This is a genomic window from Agrococcus sp. GCM10030265 (genome assembly GCF_042666675.1).
In the GTDB taxonomy this organism is placed as follows: Bacteria; Actinomycetota; Actinomycetes; order Actinomycetales; family Microbacteriaceae; genus Agrococcus.
In genome coordinates this window covers 338,905-356,729 of the sequence record NZ_JBHTCZ010000002.1, presented here as the reverse complement: position 1 = coordinate 356,729, position 17,825 = coordinate 338,905, and the positions used below count along the sequence as shown (strand labels likewise).

Below are 17,825 nucleotides of genomic sequence, written 5' to 3'. Positions count from 1 at the left end.
CCTCGAGGGTCTGCGGGCGAAGGATGCGAGCGCGGGGCCTACAGATGTCGGTAGACGTCCTGCAGGCTCAGGCCCTTCGCGAGCATGAGCACCTGCAGGTGGTACAGCAGCTGCGAGATCTCGAGCGCGGTCGCCTCGTCGCCCTCGTGCTCGGCGGCCATCCACACCTCGGCGGCCTCCTCGACGATCTTCTTGCCGATGGCGTGCACGCCGCCCTCGACGCGAGAGAGGGTGTTGCCCTCGCGGCGCTCGGTCACCGCCTGCTCGAGATCGGCGAACAGGGTGTCGAAGGTCTTCACGATCCCAGGGTAGTCGCCTGCGCGAGCGCGTCGCGCAGCGAGCGGATGCGCTCGGCCGGCTCGCCATCGCCGTAGACCGCGCTGCCCGCGACGAACGTGTCGGCTCCGGCGGCCGCGGCCTCGCCGATCGTGTCGAGCGCGATGCCGCCGTCGACCTGGAGGCGCACCTCGACGCCCGCGTCGGCTGCGGCCCGGCGCAGCACGCCGAGCTTCGGCAGCACCTCCGGCATGAACGACTGGCCGCCGAACCCCGGCTCCACCGTCATGACGAGCACCATGTCGAAGGCGTCGATGCGCTCGGCGATCGGGCCCGCGTCGGTGCCGGGCTTGATCGCCACCGCCGCACCGACGCCCGCATCCCGCAGCACGCGCGCGAGCGCGACCGGGTCGTCGCTCGCCTCGGCGTGGAACGTGACGCTCGCCACGCCCGGCAGCGCGTACCGCGGCGCCCAGCGGTCGACGTCGTCGATCATGAGGTGCACGTCGAGCGGCACGGGCGACACCTGGCCCAGGCGCTCGACGACCGGCAGCCCGAGCGTCAGGTTCGGCACGAAGTGGCCATCCATGACGTCGACGTGCACGGCGTCGGCCGTCGCGATCGCATGCAGCTCGCGCTCGAGGTTCGCGAAGTCGGCCGACAGGATGCTCGGGTGGATGCGCACGGAGTCGAGGCTACCGAGGCTCGGCGGCGGCGTCTGCGCGCAGCGGCCGGCGCAGCAGCTGCATGAACATCGCGTCGGTGCCCGTGCGGTGCGGCCACAGCTGCACGGCCTCGCCCGAGCCGCCCAGCACGGCGTCCGGGGCGACGCGCGCGAGCACCGCACGCGTGTCGACGCGCTCGGCGCCCTCGGCGACGGCGCCCTGCACGATCGCACGGGTCTCGGCGAGGTGCGGCGAGCACGTGACGTAGGCCACGAGACCGCCGGGCCGTACGGCACGCATCGCCGCGCGCAGCAGCTCGGCCTGCAGACGCGCCAGCTCGGGCACGTCGGCGGGCTGCTTGCGCCACCGCGCCTCTGGTCGGCGCCGCAGCGCGCCGAGGCCCGTGCAGGGCGCGTCCAGCAGGACGCGGTCGTACACGCCGTCGACGTCGGCGTAGCGTCGGCCGTCGCCCACCGCGACGCGCACGTCGGGGTCGACCGCGGCGAGCGCCTGCCGCACGAGACCTGCGCGCGCAGGCACGAGCTCGTTGGCCTCGAGGCGCGCACCGCCCGCCCGTGCCTCCGCGGCGAGGAGCGCGGCCTTGCCGCCCGGGCCCGCGCAGAGGTCGAGCCACCGCTCGCCTGCGGCGACCGGCGCTGCGCGCGTCAGGGCGAGCGCCGCGAGCTGGCTGCCCGCATCCTGCACGCGTGCACGGCCCTCGCGCACCGCGGGCACCCGCATGGGATCGCCCGCGGGAGCGAGCCGGCCGACGGGCGACGCCGTCGCCTCGGCGCCGAGCTCGTCGGGCTCCGCGAGCCCAGGCAGCGCGACGAGCTGCACGCGCGGTGCGTCGTTGTCGGCGGCGAGCAGCGTCTCGAGCTCGTCGGCGGCTCCCTCGGCGTCGAGCGCGCGCCGCAGCGCCCGCACGACCCAGGTGGGGTGCGCCGTGCGCAGGCCGAGCGCGTCGTCGTCGCCCATGCCGGACGCGATGGCCGCGACCTGCTCGTCGACGGGCGTCGACGCGATCCGGCGCAGCACGGCGTTGGCGAAGCCGCGTCGCCCGCGATGCTCGCCGAGCAGCTCGATCGACGCGTGGACGGCGGCGTGCGCGGGCACGCGCATCCTCGCGAGCTGGTACGTCGCGATGCGCAGCACCGACAGCGTCGTCGGGTCGACGTCGTCGATCGCCCGGCCCGCCGCCTCCTCGATGACGACGTCGAGCTGGCCCTGCCACCGCAGCGTGCCATAGGCGACCTCCGTCGCGAACGCGGCGTCCTGCGGGTCGAGCCCCGCGTCTCGGATGCGCGCGGGCAGCAGCAGGTTGGCGTACGCGTCGTCGACGGCCACGTCGCGCACGACCTCCTGCGCGACGCGGCGCGCCGACGGGCGCTCGGATGCTGCGCGTCGCTGCGGTGGACGGGCGCCACGCGCCGGCCTGCGATCAGGCATCGAGCACGACCTCTCCCCCACGACCGCGCAGCCAGTCGGCGGCCGCCATGGGCTTCCTCCCCGCGGGCTGCACCTCGCCGAGCGCCAGCGCCGACGTGCCCGTGCCGAGCAGGGCATCCCTGCCGACGAGCCTCGCGGTGCCCGCGGGCAGCGGCTCGGCGCCGCTGCGCGCGAGGCCCAGCACCTTCACGCGCTCGCCGCCCAGCAGCACGTGGGCACCCGGCTCGGGCGTGACGCCTCGGAACCGGTCGAGGATGCGCGGCGCGGGCTCGTCGAGCCGCAGCCTGCCGTCGGCGAGCTCGAGCTTCGGCGCGAACGACGGCTCGCCCACCTGCTCCGTGAGCGTCGCGGTGCCGGCCTCGATCGCATCGACCGCGTCGACGAGCACCTCCGCGCCGGATGCCGCGAGCTGCGCGAGCAGGTCGCCCGCCGTCGCGAGCGGCGGCACGGGCGACGGGACGACCGCGAGGAGGGGTCCGGCGTCGAGCTCGGGGACGAGGCGGAAGACGCTCACGCCCGTCTCGTGGACGCCGTCGACGAGCGCCCGCTGCACGGGCGCGGCGCCGCGGTAGGCGGGCAGCACCGAGAAGTGCAGGTTGATCCACCCGTGCTCGGGCATCGACAGCAGCGGCTCGCGCACGAGGCCGCCGTACGCCACGACCACGGCGAGGGAGGCGCCGACCTCCGCGATGCGCTCGGTCGCCGCCGCGTCGAGGCGGTTCGCCTCGAGCACCGGCAGGCCGAGGCGCTCGGCGGCAGCGGCGACGGGCGTCGGCGTCACCACGCGCCTGCGCCCCTGCGGCGAGGCGGCGCGCGTGACGACGAGCGCGACCTCGTGGCGACGCGCGAGCGCCTCGAGGCTCGGCACGGCGGCCTCCGGGCTGCCAGCGAAGACGATGCGCATCAGATCCCCTCGAACGGCTCGTGATCGTCGACGTGCACGCGCACGGGCGCGCCCTTCGCGACGCGCGACCGCGACTGCGTCGCCGCGCGCACGACCTCGGCGCGCAGCGCCTGCGCGACGTCGACGCCCGCTCCGTAGTCGAAGCGGACGATCGACCGTACCGCGCCCTCGCCCACGTCGACGGGTCCGAGCGCGTCGGTCGCACCGATCCCCCGCACGGCGGCGACGACGCGCTCCACCTCGTCGGGGCCGCCGACGATCGAGGCGACCCGCACGGCGGGCGGGAAGCGCAGCGCGCGCCGGTCGGCGAGCTCCGCCGCCGCGAAGCCCGCGGGATCGCGGGCCGTCATCGCCGTCGCGACGCGCCCGACCGCGCCCGTGACGACGATCGTCGCATCGTCGCGTGCGAGCGCGCGCGCACCCGACCAGGCCCGCACGGCGTCCTCGGCGACGCGCAGGCTCTCGCGAGCGAGCAGGCGCTCGCCGTCGAGCAGCAGCACGGCCCGGTATCCGCCCGCCGCGACAGGCTCGGCACCGCGCGTCGCGACGACGAGCCGTGGCCGCTCGTCGACCTCGAGGCGCTCGTGCTGGCCGTCGGCGACGACGACGGGGACGCCGGGGAACGCGCGGCCGAGCTCGTCCGCCGTACGCAGCGAGCCCCGCCCGATCTCGGCGATGCCGTGACCCCCGCACGTCGCGCACGTCCAGGCGGCGTGCACGGCGCCGCACCATGCGCACGACGGCGATGCGCCCGCCCGCGCGCGCCGCAGCGGTCCCGAGCAGCGTCGGCAGCGGGCGCGCTCGCCGCATCGCGCGCACGCGAGCGCCGGGGCGTGACCCGGCCGCGCGACCTGCACGAGCACGGGACCGTGCGCGATCGCCTCCTTCGCGACCTGGAACGCCATCGCCGGGATGCGCTGCGGCTGCCCGTCGGCGGCCGCGCCGGCGGCGAGCGCGGCGGGCAGCGTGCGCTGCGGACGCCCGCGCACCACCGCCTCGAGGAACCCGAGCTCGACGAGCCGCTGCGCCTCGGTCGAACGCGCATGGCCGGCGAGCACGAGCGCGCAGCCCGACTGCTGCTGCCGCACGAGCGCGACGTCGCGCGTCGTCGCGTACGGAGCGAGCGGCTCGTCGTGCAGCGGGTCGCCGTCCTCCCACACCGCGAGCAGCCCCAGGTTCGAGGCGGGCGCGTAGACGGCGCTGCGCGGCCCGACGATCGCCAGCGGGCCACCGTCGATCGCGCGCAGGAACGCGCGGTAGCGCTCGGGGTTCGACTGCCGGGCGTCGAGCTCGACGACGCGGTCGCCGACGGCAGCCTCGAGCGCCGCGACCAGCTGGCGCTGCTCGCGGTGGTCCGGCACGACGAGGATGGCCTGCTCCCCGCGTGCGAGCGCGTCGCGAGCGAGGCCCGCGAGCTCGACGGCCCAGCGCCCGACCCACGTCTCGCCCGCGGCGGTCGCCACCGCCTCGACGCCGGGGGCGCAGCGCAGCGCGACGCGACCCCGCTCGGCGACGAGCCGCGGCAGGACGCTCTCGCCCGCGTCCGGTGGCGTCGGCTGCACGCGCTCGGCCTTCAGCCACGCCGTCTCCGGCCTCGCCTGCCTGCCGGGGATCGCGACGCGCAGGACGTCCGCCGCCGTGCCGACGGCGCGGTCGGCCACGGCGCGCACGAGCTCCCACACCTCGGGCTGCAGCACCGGCACCTGCGACAGCACGCGCTCCACGCGGTGCAGCTCGCCGCCGAACTCGCTCTCGTCGACCACGTCGACGACGTAGCCGGGCAGCATGCGGCCCCCGAAGGGCACGCGGACGCGAACGCCCGGCTGGGCGTCGTCGCTCAGGAAGTCGAAGCGTCGGTCGAGCTGCGGCAGTCGCGACTCGACGACGACGCGGGCGACCCTCATGCCACGCCGGCGGCCTCGCGCAGCGCGTCGACGCGGGGCGTCTGCTCCCATGTGAAGTCGGGCAGCTCGCGGCCGAAGTGGCCGTACGCGGCCGTCTGCGCGTAGATCGGCCGACGCAGGTCGAGGTCGCGGATGATGGCCTCGGGGCGCAGGTCGAACGTCGCGAGGATCGCCTCGGTGAGCGTCGCGTCGTCGACCGTCCCCGTGCCGAACGAGTCGACGTACACGCCGACGGGCGTCGCGCGGCCGATGGCGTAGGCGACCTGCACCTCGACGCGCCGCGCGAGGCCCGCGGCGACGACGTGCTTCGCCACCCAGCGCAGCGCGTACGCCGCCGAGCGGTCGACCTTCGACGGGTCCTTGCCGCTGAAGGCGCCACCGCCGTGCCGCGCCGCGCCGCCGTAGGTGTCGACGATGATCTTGCGACCCGTGAGGCCCGCGTCGCCCTTCGGACCGCCGACGACGAACGACCCCGAGGGGTTCACGAACGTCGTGACGTCGTCGTGCGGCAGGCCCAGCTGCGCGAGCACGGGGGCGATGACGTGCCGCTCGACGTCGGCGCGCAGCACCTCCTGGTCGACGTCCTCCGCGTGCTGCGTCGACACGACGACGGCGTCGACGCGCACGGGCTCGTGGTCGACGTACTCGATCGTCACCTGCGTCTTGCCGTCGGGCCGCAGGTACGGGATCGTGCCGTCGCGACGCACGGCCGTGAGGCGCTCGGCGAGCCGGTGCGCGGCCCAGGCCGTCGCAGGCATGAGCGTCGGCGTCTCGTCGGTGGCGTAGCCGAACATGATGCCCTGGTCGCCCGCACCGAGCTGCGACAGCGCATCCGTCTCGCCTCCGCGCGCCTCGAGGCCCGTGTCGACGCCCGTCGCGATCTCGATCGACTGCTCGCCGATCGACACCGTCACGCCGCACGAGTTGCCGTCGAACGACACCGCCGACGAGTCGTAGCCGATCGCGACGATCGTGTCTCGCACGAGCTTCGGGATCTCGACGTAGCCCTCGGTGCGCACCTCGCCCGCGACGTGCACGAGGCCCGTCGTCACGAGCGTCTCGACCGCGACGCGCGACTGCGCGTCCTGCGCGAGCATCGCGTCGAGGATGCGGTCGGAGATCTGGTCGCAGATCTTGTCGGGGTGGCCCTCGGTGACGGACTCGGACGTGAACAGCCGGGAGGTCATGCGTGCTCCTGCAAGGTGGATCGGACGGAGTCGAGGATGGCATCGGCCACCGACGGCTTCGCGCCGGCCGCCGTCGCGACGACGCCCGAGGCGTCGAGGATCTCGACGACGGTGTCGACGTCGCCGAACCCCAGGTCCACGCCGACCTGGTTCAGCACGAGGAGGTCGCAGCCCTTCCTCGCGAGCTTCGCGGCCGCGATCGCGCGGCGGGCGTCGGCATCGGGCTCGGTCTCGGCGGCGAAGCCCACGACGACGCCGCGGGGCGCGCGAGCGGAGAGCTCGGCGAGGACGTCGGGGTTCTCGGTGAGACGCAGGGTCGGCGACGAGCCCCAGGCGTCCTTCTTCAACTTGGCGTCGCTCACGTCGGCGACGCGGTAGTCGGCGACTGCGGCGGCCATGATCGTCGCGTGCGCGTCGCGGCTCGCGAGCAGCATCGCGTCGCGCAGCTCGGCCGTCGTCGACACCTCGACAAGGCGCACGCCGCCTGGCGCGGGCACCTGGAGGTTGGCCGCGACGAGGGTGACGTCGGCGCCGCGCGCGGCGGCGCGTGCCGCGAGGGCGACGCCGTGGGCGCCCGACGAGCGGTTGCCGAGGAAGCGCACCGGGTCGATGGGCTCGCGGGTGCCGCCCGCGGAGATCGCGATGCGCATCCCCTCGAGGTCGCGCGCAGGTGCGACGACGGCGTACGCGGCCTCGACGACGTCGTCGGGCTCGACCATGCGACCGGGGCCCGAGTCGGTGCCGGTGAGCTGGCCGTCGGCGGGGCCGACGATCGTGACGCCGCGGTCGCGCAGCGTCCGCACGTTCGCCTGCGTCGCCGCGTTGCGCCACATCTCGGTGTGCATCGCGGGTGCGACGACGAGCGGGGCCTCCGAGGCGAGGATCGTGGTGCCGAGCAGGTCGTCGGAGATGCCGTGCGCGATGCGCGCGAGCGTCGACGCCGTCGCGGGCAGCACGATCATGAGGTCGGCGGACTGCCCGAGCGCCACGTGGCGCACCTCGGCGACGTCGTCGAACAGATCGGTCGTCACCGGGTTGCGGCTGAGGGCCTCGAAGGTCGGGATGCCGACGAATCGCACGGCGGAGGCGGTGGGCACGACGTGGACGTCGTGCCCGTCCTTCACGAGCCGCCGGATGGCGTGCGCGGCCTTGTAGGCCGCGATCCCGCCGGCGACGCCGACGACGACGCGCACTACGCCGAGGGCTGCGCGGGCTTCAGGAGGAGCTTGTCCTCGTGGATCTCGTGCAGCGCGACCGACAGCGGCTTGTCCTCGAGCGTCGAGTCGACGAGCGGCCCCACGTTGTCGAACATGCTGCCCTCGTGGAGGTCCGTGTAGTAGTCGTTGATCTGACGCGCGCGCTTCGACGCGAAGATCACGAGCTGGTACTTCGAGTCGACCTTCGCCAGCAGGTCGTCGATCGGCGGGTTGATGATGCCCTTGTCGGCCATGGGTCCTCCTCTAGGACATGCGTGGACGCGCTCGAGCCTCACGAGGAGGCGGCGCAGTGGAACAGTCTAGCGCCCGATGAGGGCGACGACCTCGGCAGCGGCCTCGGCCACGTCGCGGTTGATGACGACGGCGTCGAACTCGTCCTGGCTCGCGAGCTCGACCTCGGCGGTCGCGAGGCGGCGCGTGCGCTCCTCCTCGTCCTCCGTGCCGCGGCCCACGAGCCTGCGCACGAGCTCCTCCCACGACGGCGGCGCGAGGAAGACGAGCAGCGCCTCGGGCATGCGCTCCCGGATCTGGCGAGCGCCCTGCAGGTCGATCTCGAGCAGCACGGAGTCGCCGGTGTCGAGCACCGACTGCACCTGCGCGCGCGGCGTGCCGTAGCGATGCGAGTTGTGCACCCTCGCCCACTCGAGGAACGCGTCCTCGGCGAGGCCCTCGTCGAACTCGGCGTCGGAGACGAACGTGTAGTGCACGCCGTCGATCTCGCCCGGGCGCGCCGCGCGCGTCGTCCACGACACCGAGTGCCGGATCCACGGGTAGTGGTCGCGCACGTGCTGCGCCACCGTGCCCTTGCCGACCGCCGTGGGGCCGGCGAGCACGATGAGACGTGCGGGCGCCGGGTCGACGTCGAGCCACGCCCGCAGCCGCTCGCGCTGCCGCGAGCCGAGCCCGCCGACGCGCTTGCGCGGCGAGATCTCGAGCCGTTCGAGCGCACGCTCCGCACGGTGCTTGCCGATGCCGGGGATGGCGTCGAGCAGCTCGGGCACGCGGATCCCCGCCTCGACGGAGTCGGGATGCTCCCACGCGTGCTCGGCGACCTGCAGCGCCGTGCGCTCGCGAGCATGCACCGCCCGCTTGACCTCTGCGCGGGCTCGACGGGCGCGCAGCGCCGCCTCGGCCCCCGCCGCGGGGTCGAGCGTCATCGCGCCTCCTCCACGGCGGCCGCGATCGCGGCGGCGACGCCGTCGCGGCTGCCGCTCACGCTGCGCGAGACGTTCGCGAGCACGACGGACCCCTCCGGGTAGAGCGAGCGCAGGTCGGCGAGCGACGCGCCCTGGTGGCCGAAGCCGGGCGCGAGGATCGGCGTCGCGGGCGTGAGCGTGACCCCCAGGTCGGCGGCGGCGACCGTCGCGCCGACGACGAGGCCGATCGAGCCCGAACCACCGCGCGCGTGCTCGGCGTTCCAGGCATCGACCCCGCGGGCGATCGACGCGGCGACCGACTCCCCCGCCGCGTCGACGCGCGACTGCAGTCCCGCGCCCTCGGGATTCGACGTCGCGCACAGCACGAACACGCCCTTGCCGTGCTGCTGTGCGAGCGCGAGCGCCGGCTCGAGCGCACCGAGGCCCAGGTACGGCGACGCCGTCACGGCGTCGACCTCGAGCGGCGATCCCGGCGTGAGCCACGCCTCCGCGTACGCCTGCATCGTCGACCCGAGGTCGCCGCGCTTCGCATCGGCCACGACGAGGAGCCCTGCGTCGCGCGCCGCGTCGACGACGCGCTCGAGCGCGACGAGACCCGCGGATCCGTGGCGCTCGAAGAACGCCACCTGCGGCTTCACGACGCCGACGCGGCCCGCCGACGCCGCGACGAACTCGAGGCCGAACGCCTCGACGCCCGCCGCCGACGCGGGCAGCCCCCACGCCTCCAGGAGATGCGGATGCGGGTCGATGCCCACGCACACGGGTCCGCGCGCCGCGACCGCGGCCGCGAGCGACGCGCCGAAGCTCACGCCGTCCTCCTCGCGTGGTACTCCTGCAGGCTCGTGACCTCGAAGGGCGCCCGCGCGGCCTCGATCGCGGCGACGGCGGCACCGAGCTGCGACACCGTCGTGAACAGCGCCTTGTCGGCGCCGACGGTCGCGGCCCGGATCTCGTAGCCGTCGAGGCGGGCAGCGGGGCCCGTGGGCGTGTTGATGACGATGTCGATCTCGCCGCGGTGGATCGCGCCGACGATCGACGCCTCGACGCCGACCTCGTTGTGCTTCGCGATCGTCTCGACCTCGATGCCGTTGCGCACGAGGATCTCGGCCGTGCCCTCGGTCGCGAGCACCCGGAAGCCCAGCTGGCGCAGGCGATGGATGGGCAGCACGGCCTGGCGCTTGTCGCGATCCGACACGGACACGAAGACCGTGCCCGACGTCGGCAGCCCGCCGTACGCCGCGACCTGGCTCTTCGCGAACGCGCGCGGGAAGTCGCGGTCGATGCCCATGACCTCGCCGGTCGAGCGCATCTCGGGGCCGAGGAGGCTGTCGACCAGCTCGCCCTCGCGGGTGCGGAAGCGGCGGAAGGGCAGCACGGCCTCCTTCACGGCGATCGGCGCGTCGAGCGGCAGGCGCGAGCCGTCCTGCGCGGGCAGGAAGCCCTCGGCGAGCAGCTCCGCGATCGTGCGGCCTGCCATGACGAGGGCGTTCGCCTTCGCGATGGGCGAGCCGAGCGCCTTCGCGACGAACGGCACCGTGCGGCTCGCGCGCGGATTCGCCTCGATGACGTGGAGTCTGCCTGCCGAGATCGCGAACTGCACGTTGAGTGGTCCGCGCACGTCGAGGCCGCGGGCGATCGCGAGGGTCGCGTCGCGCACCTCGTCGATCTGCGAGCGCCCGAGCCCGATGGGCGGCAGCGTGCACGACGAGTCGCCCGAGTGGATGCCGGCCTCCTCGATGTGCTCGAGGATGCCGCCGACGTAGAGGTCGGTGCCGTCGTAGATCGCGTCGACGTCGATCTCCACGGCGTCGTCGAGGAAGTGGTCGACGAGCAGCGGCCTGCCCGGCCCGATGATGGCGGTGTCAGCCATGCGCTCGAAGTAGCCGTGCAGGCTCTCGCGGTCGTAGACGATCTCCATGCCCCGGCCGCCGAGCACGAACGAGGGGCGCACGAGCACCGGGTACCCGATGCGCTCGGCGACCTCGAGCGCCGCCTCCTCCGTCGTGGCCGTGCCGTTGCGCGGCGCGACGAGGCCCGCGGCGTCGAGGATCTCCTGGAACAGCCCGCGCTCCTCGGCGCGGTCGATCGCGTCGGGCTGCGTGCCGAGGATCGGGATGCCCGCCGCCTCGAGACCGCGCGCGAGACCGAGCGGCGTCTGGCCGCCGAGCTGCACGATGACGCCGACGAGCTCGCCCGACTGCGACTCGGCGTGGATGACCTCGAGCACGTCCTCGAGCGTCAGCGGCTCGAAGTACAGCCGGTCGCTCGTGTCGTAGTCGGTCGAGACCGTCTCGGGGTTGCAGTTGACCATGATCGTCTCGAACCCGGCGTCGCGCAGCGCGAACGACGCGTGCACGCACGAGTAGTCGAACTCGATGCCCTGGCCGATGCGGTTCGGGCCCGAGCCGAGGATGACGACCTTGCGGCGGTCGGAGGGCGCGACCTCGGTCTCCTGGTCGTACGACGAGTAGTGGTACGGCGTCTCGGCGGGGAACTCGCCCGCGCACGTGTCGACGGTCTTGAAGACGGGCCGCAGGCCGAGCGCCCAGCGCGCCTCGCGCACGCTCGTCTCGTCGAGCCCGCGCAGCTCGGCGATCTGCGCATCCGAGAAGCCGTGCTCCTTCGCGTGCCGCAGGATCTCCTCGCCGAGGGCGTCCGCCTCGCGGATCTCGGCGGCGACCTCCTCGATGAGCACGAGCTGGTCGATGAACCACGGGTCGATCGCGGTGGCCTCGAACGCCTCCTCGACGGTCGCGCCGGCGCGGATGGCCTGCTGGAGCGTCACGAGGCGACCGTCGGTGGGCGTGCGCGACGCCTCGAGCAGCGCGGCCTTGTCGCCCGCCTCGCCCGACCAGTGGAACGACGAGCCGCGGCGCTCCATCGAGCGCAGCGCCTTCTGCAGCGCCTGCGTGTACGTGCGTCCCATCGCCATCGCCTCGCCGACGGACTTCATGGTCGTCGTGAGCGTGGGGTCGGCGGCGGGGAACTTCTCGAACGTGAAGCGCGGCACCTTCACGACGACGTAGTCGAGCGTCGGCTCGAACGAGGCGGGCGTCACCCGGGTGATGTCGTTCGGGATCTCGTCGAGGCGGTAGCCGATCGCCAGCTTCGCAGCGATCTTCGCGATCGGGAATCCCGTCGCCTTCGAGGCGAGCGCGCTCGAGCGCGAGACGCGCGGGTTCATCTCGATGACGATGACGCGGCCCGTCGCAGGGTCGACCGCGAACTGCACGTTGCAGCCGCCCGTGTCGACGCCGACGTCGCGGATGATGCGGATCCCGATGTCGCGCAGCACCTGGTACTCGCGGTCGGTGAGCGTCAGGGCGGGTGCGACGGTGATCGAGTCGCCCGTGTGCACGCCCACGGGGTCGACGTTCTCGATCGAGCAGATCACGACCGTGTTGTCGGCCTGGTCGCGCATGAGCTCGAGCTCGTACTCCTTCCACCCGAGGATCGACTCCTCGAGCAGCACCTCGCCGATCGTCGACGAGTGGAGGCCGTCGGCGACGAAGCGGCGCAGCTCGACCTCGTCGTGCGCGAAGCCCGAGCCGAGGCCGCCCATCGTGAACGACGGGCGCACGACCACGGGGTAGCCGTACTCGTCGGCGAACGCGAGCGCCTCGTCGACCGTCTTCGCGATCGCCGACGAGGCGACGTCGGCGCCCGCGTCGAGCACGAGCTGCTTGAACAGCTGGCGATCCTCGGCACGGTGGATCGCATCGACCTTCGCGCCGATGAGCTCGACGCCGTGCCGCTCGAGGATGCCCTGGTCGTGCAGCGCGATGGCCGCGTTCAGCGCCGTCTGGCCGCCGAGCGTCGGCAGGATGGCGTCGGGGCGCTCCTTCACGATGATCGTCTCGAGCACCTCCGGCGTGATGGGCTCGATGTACGTCGCATCGGCGAAGTCCGGATCGGTCATGATCGTCGCCGGGTTGGAGTTCACGAGGATGACGCGGATGCCGTCCTCGCGCAGCACGCGGCACGCCTGGGTGCCGGAGTAGTCGAACTCGGCCGCCTGGCCGATGACGATCGGCCCGGAGCCGATCACGAGGACGGACGAGATGTCGTCGCGCTTGGGCATCAGGCGTCCTTCCGCTCGCGCACGAATGCCGCGAACCGATCGAAGAGGTACATGGAGTCGTGGGGGCCGGCTGCGGCCTCGGGGTGGTACTGCACGCTGAAGGCGGGCAGGTCGAGGGCGCGCAGGCCCTCGACGACGTGGTCGTTGAGCGAGTAGTGGCTCACCTCGACGCGGCCGAAGCCCGCAGGGCTCTCGACGACCTCGCCGATGGGCGCGTCGACCGCGAAGCCGTGGTTCTGGCTCGTGATCTCGACCCTGCCGGTCGCGACGTCGAGCACGGGCTGGTTGATGCCTCGGTGGCCGAACGGCAGCTTGTACGTGCCGAACCCGAGGGCACGGCCGAGCAGCTGGTTGCCGAAGCAGATGCCGAAGAACGGCAGGCCCGCGCGGAGCAGCGCCTGCAGCAGCTCGACGTACTGGTCGGAGGCGGCGGGGTCGCCGGGGCCGTTCGAGTAGAACGCGGCATCGGGCTCGAGCGCGAGCACCTCCTCGGCGGTCGCCGAGTGCGGCAGCACCGTGAGGTCGAAGCCCTGCTCCTGCAGGTAGCGCAGCGTCGAGGACTTGATGCCGAGGTCGAGGACGGCGAGATGGCCGATCCGCTCGCCCGTCGCGGGCAGCGCGTACGCCTCGGGCGTCGAGACGACGTCGGCGAGGCGCTGGCCCTCCATGCGCGGGCTCTGCCGCACCTGGTCGAGCATGTCGGCCTCGGTGGCCACGGCGTCGCCCGAGAAGATGCCTGCGCGCATGCTGCCCGCATCCCGCAGGCGTCGCGTGAGCGCTCGCGTGTCGATGCCCTGGATGCCCACGACGCCGTCGCGCTCGAAGCGCGCCTCGAGCGACTCGGTGGCGCGCCAGCTCGACACGACGCGGCTCGCCTGGCGCACGGCGTAGCCGGCGACCCAGATGCGACGCGACTCCGGGTCCTCGTCGTTGACGCCGGTGTTGCCGATCTGCGGTGCCGTCTGCACCACGATCTGGCCGGCGTACGACGGGTCGGTGATCGTCTCCTGGTAGCCGGTCATGCCGGTGGCGAAGACTGCCTCGCCGAGGGTGCGGCCGGTGGCGCCGTAGGCGCGGCCGCGATAGATGGTGCCGTCCTCCAGCACGAGGTGGGCGATGGTCATGCTGCTGCTCCTGAAGAGGTCGGATGCTGCTGGATGTCGCGGATGGCGGCGAGCACCGGCTCGTCGTCGCCGGTCACGCGCAGGTAGGTCTCGAGCGGCCGCTCCCCCAGTCGCCAGGCGATGCGGAGGAGGCCGCCGGGCTCGACGACGCGGTCGATCGTCCACGTCGCGCGCTCGACGCCGTCGAGGTCGGCGATCGGCAGGAGCACGGCGGAGCCCGGCAGGTCGAGGACGACGCCGGACGGGCCGACGGCGACGCGGCCGCGCGCCCGGAAGCCGAGGCCGTGCACGGCGACGCGGTCGTACGGGTCGCCGGCGACGGTCGTCGCCACGTAGAGGATGGGGGCGTCGAGCACGGCCTCGAACCGGTCGGGCACCTGCGGCGCCACGAGGTCGCGGTGGCGCCGGCGGCGCGACCGCCAGCCGAGGACGCCTGCCGTCAGCAGCACCGCGACGAGCACGGCGCTCAGCAGGATGAAGGTCTCGTAGCTCATGCGACCACCCCATCCAACACCGTCTGACGACCCGCGAGGATCGTGTGCACGACGCGACCGGGCAGCGAACGGCCGAGGAACGGGGAGTTCGTCGACCGGCCGTGCAGGTGCTGCGTGCCGATGGGCGTCGACGCAGCCGGGTCGACGAGCGCGAGGTGCGCGGGCGCGCCGACCTCGATCGCACCGCCGAAGCCGTCGAGGCGTCCGATGCGCGCGGGCGCCGAGGACATGACGCGGGCCACGCCGGACCAGTCGAGCGCCCCGGTGTCGACCATGGCCTGCTGCACCACCGAGAGCGCCGTCTCGAGGCCGACCATGCCCATCGCCGCGTCCGCCCACGCCGCCTGCTTCGCCTCGACGGGATGCGGGGCGTGGTCGGTGGCGACGACGTCGATCGTGCCGTCGGCGAGCGCGGCGCGCAGCGCCTCGACGTCGGCGGCGGCGCGCAGCGGAGGGTTGACCTTGAACCGCGCGTCGTAGCCGCGCACCTCCTGCTCGGTGAGCACGAGGTGGTGCGGCGTGACCTCGGCGGTGACGCGGATGCCCCTCGCCTTCGCCCAGCGCAGCACGTCGACCGTCTCGGCCGTCGAGACGTGGCAGACGTGCAGCCTGGCGCCCGTCGCCTCCGCGAGCAGCACGTCGCGTGCGACGATCGACGACTCGGCGACCGACGGCCAGCCGCCGAGCCCGAGCTCGCCCGCGAGGGGCGACTCGTGCATCTGCGCGCCGACGGTGAGCGTCGGCTCCTGCGCATGCTGCGCGATGACGCCGTCGAAGGGCGCGACGTACTCGAGCGCGCGGCGCATGAGCTGCGCGTCGTGCACGCAGTGCCCGTCGTCCGAGAAGACGCGCACCTTCGCGGCCGAGCGCGCCATCATCCCCATGTCGGCGAGGCGCTCGCCCGCGAGTCCCACCGTGACGGCGCCGATGGGCTGCACGTGCGCGAGGCCCGCGCGGCGACCGAGCTCGGCGACCTGCTCGACGACCGCGACGGTGTCGGCGACCGGCCGGGTGTTCGCCATCGCGAACACGGCGGCGTACCCGCCCGCCGCTGCGGCGCGCACGCCGGTCGCGACCGTCTCGGACTGCTCGAAGCCGGGCTCGCGCAGATGCGTGTGCAGGTCGACGAGGCCGGGCAGCGCGACGAGGCCGTCGGCGTCCACCTCCGTCGCGCCGGCGGACGCCGACGCCGAGCCGATCGCCGTGATGGTGCCGTGCTCGATCGTGAGGTCGGCGCGCTCGCCGCCGAGGATGCGGGCGCCGCGGACGATGAGGGTCACGAGTCGGTCCTTCCTGCCAGGAGTCGGTAGAGCACGGCCATGCGCACCGAGACGCCCGCACGGACCTGCTCGAGCACGAGCGAGGCGGCGGCGTCGGCGGCGACCGACGAGATCTCGAGCCCTCGGTTCATCGGGCCGGGATGCATGACGAGCGTCTCGCCGCCGAGTCGCGCGAAGCGCTCGGGCGTCAGCGACCATCCGCCGACGTACTCGGCGGCGCTCGGCACGAACGCGCCCGTCTGGCGCTCGAGCTGCACGCGCAGCATCATGAGCGCATCGGGCCGGGCGTCGACGACGGCGTCGAGGTCGGTGGTGTGCTCGGCATCCCATGTCGCGATGCCCGGCGGCAGCATCGACGGCGGGCCGACGATCGTCACCTCGGCGCCGAGGGCGGGCAGCAGCAGCGCGTTCGAGCGCGCGACGCGGCTGTGCAGCACATCGCCGGCGATCGCGACGCGCACCCCGTCGAGGCCCTTGCCGCGCGAGGCCTCGCCGTGGATGCGCCGCCGCAGCGCGAACGCGTCGAGCAGGGCCTGCGTGGGGTGCTCGTGCGTGCCGTCGCCCGCGTTGACGACGACCTGCGGGATCCACGACGCGACGAGGTCGGCGGCGCCGGAGGAGCCGTGCCGCATGACGACGCCGTCGACGCCCATGGCCGAGATCGTGGTGACCGTGTCGCGCAGATCCTCGCCCTTCGAGACGCTCGAGCCCTTGCCGGACACGTTGACGACGTCGGCGGAGAGCCACTTGCCTGCGATCTCGAACGACGAGCGCGTGCGCGTCGAGTCCTCGAAGAAGAGGTTGACGACCGTGCGACCGCGCAGCGCGGGCAGCTTCTTCTGGTCGCGGTCGTGGATCTGGTCCATGTCCTCGGCGATGTCGAGCAGCTCGATCGCCTCGTCGCGCGGCAGCGCAGCCGTGAGCAGGCTCCTCATCGCGCGCTGCCCTCCTGGATGGTCACGGCATCCTGCCCGTCGACCTCGGTCAGCAGGATCGAGACGTGCTCGCTCGCCGCGCTCGGCAGGTTCTTCCCGACGAAGTCCGCGCGGATCGGCAGCTGCCGATGGCCGCGGTCGACGAGCACGGCGAGCCGCACCGCCGCGGGGCGCCCCAGATCGGCGAGCGCGTCGAGGGCGGCGCGGATCGTGCGGCCCGAGTAGAGCACGTCGTCGACGAGCACGACCGTCTGGCCGTCGATCCCCGAGGCGGGGATGCGCGTGGGATGCGTGGGACGCGCGCCGGTGCGGGCGAGGTCGTCGCGGTGCATCGTGACGTCGAGGGTGCCGGTGCGGGCGGCGAAGTCGATCCCCGTGATGTCGCCGAGCCGAGCGGCGAGGCGCTCGGCGAGCGCGGCCCCGCGGGTCGGGATGCCGAGGATGACGAGGGACTCCTCGCCTCGGTTCGCCTCGAGGATCTCGTGGGCGATGCGCGTGAGCGCGCGGGCGATGTCCGCCTCCTGCAGCACGGTGCGCGCAGGCATGCAGACCCCCTTCCTGCCTCTCTGGGCGTCGCAGCCGCCTCTCTGGACGGACTCGAAGGTTGTCGGTGCGCCCATCCTATCGAACGCGCGAGCCGGCCACGCGCGAACGCGGCGCCGGCGCGAGGGTGTCCCCCCGCTCCGGCGCCGCGTGCCGCGCTGCGTGCGCGCTGCCTGCGCTCCGACCGCTCAGCCGACCTGGCCCGCGACCTGGGCGAGCACGCCGTTCACGAACGTGCTCGAGCGCTCGGTCGAGAGCTCGCCTGCGAGATGCACCGCCTCCGAGATCGCGACCTCGTTCGGCACCGCCGGGTTGTGCGCGAGCTCCCATGCGCCGACCCGCAGGATGGCGAGGTCGATGCGCGCCATCCGCTCGAGCGACCAGTGCTCGCTCGACTGCTCGAGCAGCTCGTCGAGCTCGCGGTCGTGATGGGCGACGCCCGTGACGAGCTCCTCGCAGTAGGCGAACCACGGGTGCTTCGACCAGCCCTGGTCGAGGGTCGTGACGCGCAGGAGCTCGATCGGGTCGGCGTCGCGCACGATGGCGCTGTAGCCGATCTCGACCGCGTGCTTGCGCGCCTTGCGACGCGAGGGGTACTGCTGCGTCACG

17 protein-coding genes are annotated in these 17,825 nt (G+C 73.8%); all 17 read right to left on the bottom strand.

Annotated features, from left to right (window positions below):
• Nucleotides 1–38: 38 nt before the first annotated feature.
• Nucleotides 39–299 carry a phosphoribosyl-ATP diphosphatase gene (locus ACFQPP_RS05855; protein WP_376915613.1) on the bottom strand — a complete coding sequence of 87 codons (261 nt, stop codon included), beginning with the start codon at nt 297–299 and terminating at the stop codon, nt 39–41.
• Nucleotides 296–961, bottom strand: coding sequence for a ribulose-phosphate 3-epimerase (rpe, locus tag ACFQPP_RS05850; protein ID WP_376915612.1), 666 nt, complete (start codon nt 959–961; stop codon nt 296–298). The genes ACFQPP_RS05855 and rpe overlap by 4 nt, the downstream gene beginning before the upstream one ends.
• 10 nt (nt 962–971) lie before the next feature.
• Complete coding sequence (locus ACFQPP_RS05845) at nt 972–2,390, bottom strand: RsmB/NOP family class I SAM-dependent RNA methyltransferase (protein WP_376915611.1); 1,419 nt, start codon at nt 2,388–2,390, stop codon at nt 972–974.
• Nucleotides 2,383–3,294 (bottom strand): methionyl-tRNA formyltransferase, encoded by a 912-nt coding sequence (locus tag ACFQPP_RS05840; RefSeq protein ID WP_376915610.1) that lies wholly within the window; start codon nt 3,292–3,294, stop codon nt 2,383–2,385. Before ACFQPP_RS05840 ends, ACFQPP_RS05845 begins: the two co-directional genes overlap by 8 nt.
• Nucleotides 3,294–5,198 carry a primosomal protein N' gene (locus ACFQPP_RS05835; RefSeq protein ID WP_376915609.1) on the bottom strand — a complete coding sequence of 635 codons (1,905 nt, stop codon included), beginning with the start codon at nt 5,196–5,198 and terminating at the stop codon, nt 3,294–3,296. The genes ACFQPP_RS05840 and ACFQPP_RS05835 overlap by 1 nt, the downstream gene beginning before the upstream one ends.
• Nucleotides 5,195–6,385 (bottom strand): methionine adenosyltransferase, encoded by a 1,191-nt coding sequence (gene metK, locus ACFQPP_RS05830; RefSeq protein WP_376915608.1) that lies wholly within the window; start codon nt 6,383–6,385, stop codon nt 5,195–5,197. Before metK ends, ACFQPP_RS05835 begins: the two co-directional genes overlap by 4 nt.
• On the bottom strand, nt 6,382–7,578 hold the full coding sequence (coaBC, locus tag ACFQPP_RS05825; RefSeq protein WP_376915607.1) for a bifunctional phosphopantothenoylcysteine decarboxylase/phosphopantothenate--cysteine ligase CoaBC: 1,197 nt from the start codon (nt 7,576–7,578) through the stop codon (nt 6,382–6,384). Before coaBC ends, metK begins: the two co-directional genes overlap by 4 nt.
• Nucleotides 7,578–7,835, bottom strand: a complete 258-nt coding sequence (gene rpoZ, locus ACFQPP_RS05820; RefSeq protein WP_376915606.1) for a DNA-directed RNA polymerase subunit omega — start codon at nt 7,833–7,835, stop codon at nt 7,578–7,580. The genes coaBC and rpoZ overlap by 1 nt, the downstream gene beginning before the upstream one ends.
• A 66-nt stretch (nt 7,836–7,901) precedes the next feature.
• Entirely contained in the window at nt 7,902–8,759 is an 858-nt protein-coding gene (gene gmk / locus ACFQPP_RS05815) for a guanylate kinase (RefSeq protein WP_376915605.1), read from the bottom strand.
• On the bottom strand, nt 8,756–9,568 hold the full coding sequence (gene pyrF / locus ACFQPP_RS05810; RefSeq protein WP_376915604.1) for an orotidine-5'-phosphate decarboxylase: 813 nt from the start codon (nt 9,566–9,568) through the stop codon (nt 8,756–8,758). Before pyrF ends, gmk begins: the two co-directional genes overlap by 4 nt.
• Nucleotides 9,565–12,840, bottom strand: a complete 3,276-nt coding sequence (carB, locus tag ACFQPP_RS05805; protein WP_376915603.1) for a carbamoyl-phosphate synthase large subunit — start codon at nt 12,838–12,840, stop codon at nt 9,565–9,567. The genes pyrF and carB overlap by 4 nt, the downstream gene beginning before the upstream one ends.
• Nucleotides 12,840–13,964, bottom strand: a complete 1,125-nt coding sequence (gene carA / locus ACFQPP_RS05800; RefSeq protein ID WP_376915602.1) for a glutamine-hydrolyzing carbamoyl-phosphate synthase small subunit — start codon at nt 13,962–13,964, stop codon at nt 12,840–12,842. The genes carB and carA overlap by 1 nt, the downstream gene beginning before the upstream one ends.
• Complete coding sequence (locus tag ACFQPP_RS05795) at nt 13,961–14,458, bottom strand: hypothetical protein (RefSeq protein WP_376915601.1); 498 nt, start codon at nt 14,456–14,458, stop codon at nt 13,961–13,963. Before ACFQPP_RS05795 ends, carA begins: the two co-directional genes overlap by 4 nt.
• A complete protein-coding gene (locus ACFQPP_RS05790; RefSeq protein WP_376915600.1) occupies nt 14,455–15,738 on the bottom strand; it encodes a dihydroorotase in 1,284 nt (427 codons plus the stop codon). Before ACFQPP_RS05790 ends, ACFQPP_RS05795 begins: the two co-directional genes overlap by 4 nt.
• Entirely contained in the window at nt 15,735–16,673 is a 939-nt protein-coding gene (locus tag ACFQPP_RS05785; protein ID WP_376915599.1) for an aspartate carbamoyltransferase catalytic subunit, read from the bottom strand. Before ACFQPP_RS05785 ends, ACFQPP_RS05790 begins: the two co-directional genes overlap by 4 nt.
• Nucleotides 16,670–17,218: a bifunctional pyr operon transcriptional regulator/uracil phosphoribosyltransferase PyrR gene (pyrR, locus tag ACFQPP_RS05780; RefSeq protein ID WP_376915598.1), complete on the bottom strand. Its 549-nt coding sequence runs from the start codon at nt 17,216–17,218 to the stop codon at nt 16,670–16,672. Before pyrR ends, ACFQPP_RS05785 begins: the two co-directional genes overlap by 4 nt.
• A gap of 186 nt (nt 17,219–17,404) precedes the next feature.
• Nucleotides 17,405–17,824, bottom strand: coding sequence for a transcription antitermination factor NusB (nusB, locus tag ACFQPP_RS05775; protein ID WP_376915597.1), 420 nt, complete (start codon nt 17,822–17,824; stop codon nt 17,405–17,407).
• Nucleotide 17,825 lies beyond the last annotated feature (1 nt).